Origin of the sequence: Pseudomonas sp. PA-4-8C (assembly GCF_021606625.1) — a bacterium.
Lineage (GTDB): Bacteria > Pseudomonadota > Gammaproteobacteria > Pseudomonadales > Pseudomonadaceae > Aquipseudomonas > Aquipseudomonas lactis.
Genome location: NZ_WKCD01000421.1, coordinates 1 through 3097, shown reverse-complemented (window position 1 = coordinate 3097; position 3097 = coordinate 1). Strand labels below are relative to the sequence as shown.

The window sequence follows — 3097 nt, the reverse complement described above, 5'->3', positions numbered from 1 at the left end:
CCTTGAAACGCCTCCAGTAGCCAGCCTTTTCGTTCACTGTAACGGCTGGCGAAAACCCAATTGGCCTGTTCGCGTATCCCCGCGTGACCAGCGCGCCTTGAACATTCCCTTCGCTGCAAGATGAAACTGTCAGGGCATCCGGAACTTGTCGCGCTATTGGCAGCCCAATTTCTGACACTTTATCCTGCCATCCGAGTGCATTTCAGGAACACGTCGATGAGGCCAGCCGCGTCGCAACCCCTTGTTTCAAGATCCTGGATGATTGCCCTGTTGATAGGATTGACCTTCGTGGCACTCGGGTGTGGCCTGAGAATGGAAGTTGAAGGGGCCGATCCCGACACCCATTCCTGGGTGGATCTGGCGCTTCTACTCTGTGGCTACCTGCTTGTGTTCTGCCTCAAGCCCATCCAGAAGGTGATCTTGCGCAAGCTGTGTCAGCGCGCCGCTCATCGCGCCCATGAAAAAGCCGCACGCTGAGGGCGTTTAGCGGTTATCGGATCGCCGGTATTTACACCGCCGCACCACCACCTATCATTGGGCTTGCGTTGCGCAGCTAATCAAAGGTGCAAAAGCAGATGGACACCCTCAACAAATCCCAAATCGAAAAAGCCTTGGCAGAACGCCTGCCGAGCTACAGGGTTGAGTGCACGCTGCATGCCGACGGCACCCTGTCAGCCGTGCTCAGCGGCCCAGAGACCGATCACTTCGCGATTACCGGCATCGTGCGTGCGCACTATCACGGTACAGAGGCCATCAACCAGCTCGCCACCGAGATACTCAGGGAAATGGTGATGTCGCGCCAAGGCATGAAAAACAGCCGGTTGCAGGCCCTATCAGACTCCCTCGACTGCCTGGAAGGCCGAGACCGGTAACGGACTTAAGGACAGCAAGCCATCAGCCCCACGCTCGGCTTTCAACGCACTATATTCCTCGATGCAAGCATGGGCAGTCACCATCGGCGCCATGTGTGTCGAGGTCACCACCATGATATCCGCTCCCGCCGCTTCCCCTGCCTGAATACCCACTGTGGCGTCCTCGAACACCAGGCAGTCTTGCACCGGCACACCCAGGCGCTGGGCTCCCAGCACATAACACGCCGGATCAGGCTTACCCGTCTTCACGTCTTCGGCTGTCACCAGTACCGCCGGCACAGGGATGCCCGCCGCTTGCAGCCGGCGCACGGCCAACGCTTTTGGCGCAGAGGTGACCAACGCCCATTGATCGGCGGGCAGGCTCGCCAAAAACGCCACCGCACCGGGAATCGCCACGATGCCTTCGACATCATGCAGCTCAGCCTCGGTGATCCATTGGGCTTCTACCTGTGGATCGACACCCGGCAACGCCTGGCGGGTGATCGTATCAATCGCGCGGGCCCCATGAATGGTGTGCAGGAACGCTTCCACATCCAAGCCGTGCCGTGCAGCCCAGATGCCCCAGACGCGCTCCGCAGCGGCAATGGAGTTGAGCAGAGTCCCGTCCATGTCGAACAGGAAGGCACGGTAACGCCGGCTAAATACACTTGGATTTGGACTGGACACTGCGCGGTTTCCTCATGGGCTGGGCCCCTGCAATCTACGGATCACTTAGGCGCTTGTAAACGCCGAGACCTGGCCCGTCAGTTCCGAGGCAAAAATGACGAACTTGTCATGCTCCTGTTGGTTGGCTGTTGGGGTCGCCTGGTTACCGTGAACTCACTGCCAACCCGGTAGCCAACCCGAAACGTGAGACACCACCATGAAACTGATTGCCCTGGGCTTCACCGCTTTGCTCGTCACTGGCTCGGTATTCGCTGCCGACGCCGCCCCTGCCGCCAACGTGATCCACGACAAAACCGGCTTCTTCGTCCACCTGGATGTCGCCAAGGTGCTGTCGAGCACCGACACCTACGGCCAATGCGGGGTTGTGCCGGCGCAACTGCGCTACCTGGACCACCAAGACCGCGTACACGTGCTGGATTATCAAGTCCAGGGTACCGGTTGCACCAATGACAATTGATCGGGCTACACTGGCGCAACTTATTGAAGCAGAGCACTTCTCATGAACATCCTTGTAGTCGAAGACGAACCCAAGGCCGGCAATTATCTGCTCAATGGCCTGCAGGAGCTGGGGCATTGCGTAAGCCTGGCCCGCGATGGCGTGGACGGTTTGCACCAGGCCCTGGAGACGCCGTTCGACGTGATCGTACTCGACGTGATGATGCCGAAAATGGATGGCTGGGAAGTGCTGCGCCGCCTGCGCAAAGAGGCCGATACCCCGGTGTTGTTCCTCACCGCCCGCGATGACATCGCCGACCGCATCAAAGGCCTTGAGCTGGGTGCCGATGACTACCTGATCAAGCCCTTTTCGTTCGCCGAACTGGTGGCGCGCCTGCGCACCCTCAACCGTCGCGGCCCGAGCCGGGATGAAGAGCAACTGCACATCGCCGACCTGCACATTGACGTACTCAAGCGCCGGGTGACCCGCGCCGGCACGCGCATTACCCTGACCAACAAAGAGTTCGCCCTGCTGCATCTGTTCGCAACGCACCAGGACCAGGTGCTGTCCCGCTCGCTGATTGCTTCGCGGGTGTGGGACATGAACTTCGACAGCGACACCAACGTGGTGGACGTCGCCGTGCGGCGCCTGCGCCTGAAAATCGACGACCCGTTCCAGCTCAAGCTGATCCACAGCGTGCGGGGCATTGGCTACCGCTTCGATACCCAGCCATGAGCCGCCAGCGCCCTTACTCCCTGACCCTGCGCCTGGCGTTGATCTTCGCCCTGCTCGCCTTCGCCTTGTTGGCAACCCTGGGCGTGGCGCTGTACCGGGAACTGGAGCGCGAACTGATCCGCCGCGATGACGCCGCGCTGATATCCCGAGTGGATCAGCTACGCAACTTGCTCAACGACAGCAATACCTTGGACCTGATCAAGACCAAGCCAGAGCTGTTCCAGAACATGTTGGGCAACCGTGAATCGGTGCTGAGTATCGCCGCACCCGGCCAGCAGCCGCTGCTGCTGGTGAACCCGGGGAACATTGCGCTGCCGTCGATCCAGCCGCTGCCCAAGGATCACCGGCTCATGTTGAGCGACGTGCAACATTTGCCCGGCCTGAACGG

5 protein-coding genes and 1 pseudogene are annotated in these 3097 nt (G+C 60.2%); 5 read left to right on the top strand and 1 reads right to left on the bottom strand.

Annotation, left to right across the window (positions count from 1 at the left end):
- Positions 1 to 216 precede the first annotated feature (216 nt).
- Together GIW04_RS29340 and GIW04_RS29335 are read left to right on the top strand one after the other, a co-directional pair.
- The gene (locus GIW04_RS29340) at positions 217 to 477 is read left to right on the top strand and encodes a hypothetical protein (RefSeq protein ID WP_120248911.1); all 261 of its coding nucleotides are present in this window, start codon (positions 217 to 219) and stop codon (positions 475 to 477) included.
- 98 nt (positions 478 to 575) lie between these two features.
- Complete coding sequence (locus tag GIW04_RS29335) at positions 576 to 872, top strand: hypothetical protein (protein WP_014719136.1); 297 nt, start codon at positions 576 to 578, stop codon at positions 870 to 872.
- Here the strand turns inward: GIW04_RS29335 and GIW04_RS29330 are convergent.
- On the bottom strand, positions 834 to 1538 hold the full coding sequence (locus GIW04_RS29330) for an HAD family hydrolase (protein ID WP_120248912.1): 705 nt from the start codon (positions 1536 to 1538) through the stop codon (positions 834 to 836). The genes GIW04_RS29335 and GIW04_RS29330 overlap by 39 nt on opposite strands.
- 196 nt (positions 1539 to 1734) lie before the next feature.
- Between GIW04_RS29330 and GIW04_RS29325 the strand changes: the two genes are divergently transcribed.
- The 3 genes and pseudogenes from GIW04_RS29325 to GIW04_RS29315 all read left to right on the top strand — a co-directional run.
- A complete protein-coding gene (locus tag GIW04_RS29325; RefSeq protein WP_003192515.1) occupies positions 1735 to 1995 on the top strand; it encodes a DUF2790 domain-containing protein in 261 nt (86 codons plus the stop codon).
- 42 nt (positions 1996 to 2037) lie between these two features.
- Positions 2038 to 2709 (top strand): heavy metal response regulator transcription factor, encoded by a 672-nt coding sequence (locus GIW04_RS29320; RefSeq protein ID WP_003192516.1) that lies wholly within the window; start codon positions 2038 to 2040, stop codon positions 2707 to 2709.
- Positions 2706 to 3097 (top strand): annotated as a pseudogene (locus GIW04_RS29315) (heavy metal sensor histidine kinase); the annotation flags it as partial. The gene GIW04_RS29320 and the pseudogene GIW04_RS29315, both read left to right, overlap by 4 nt.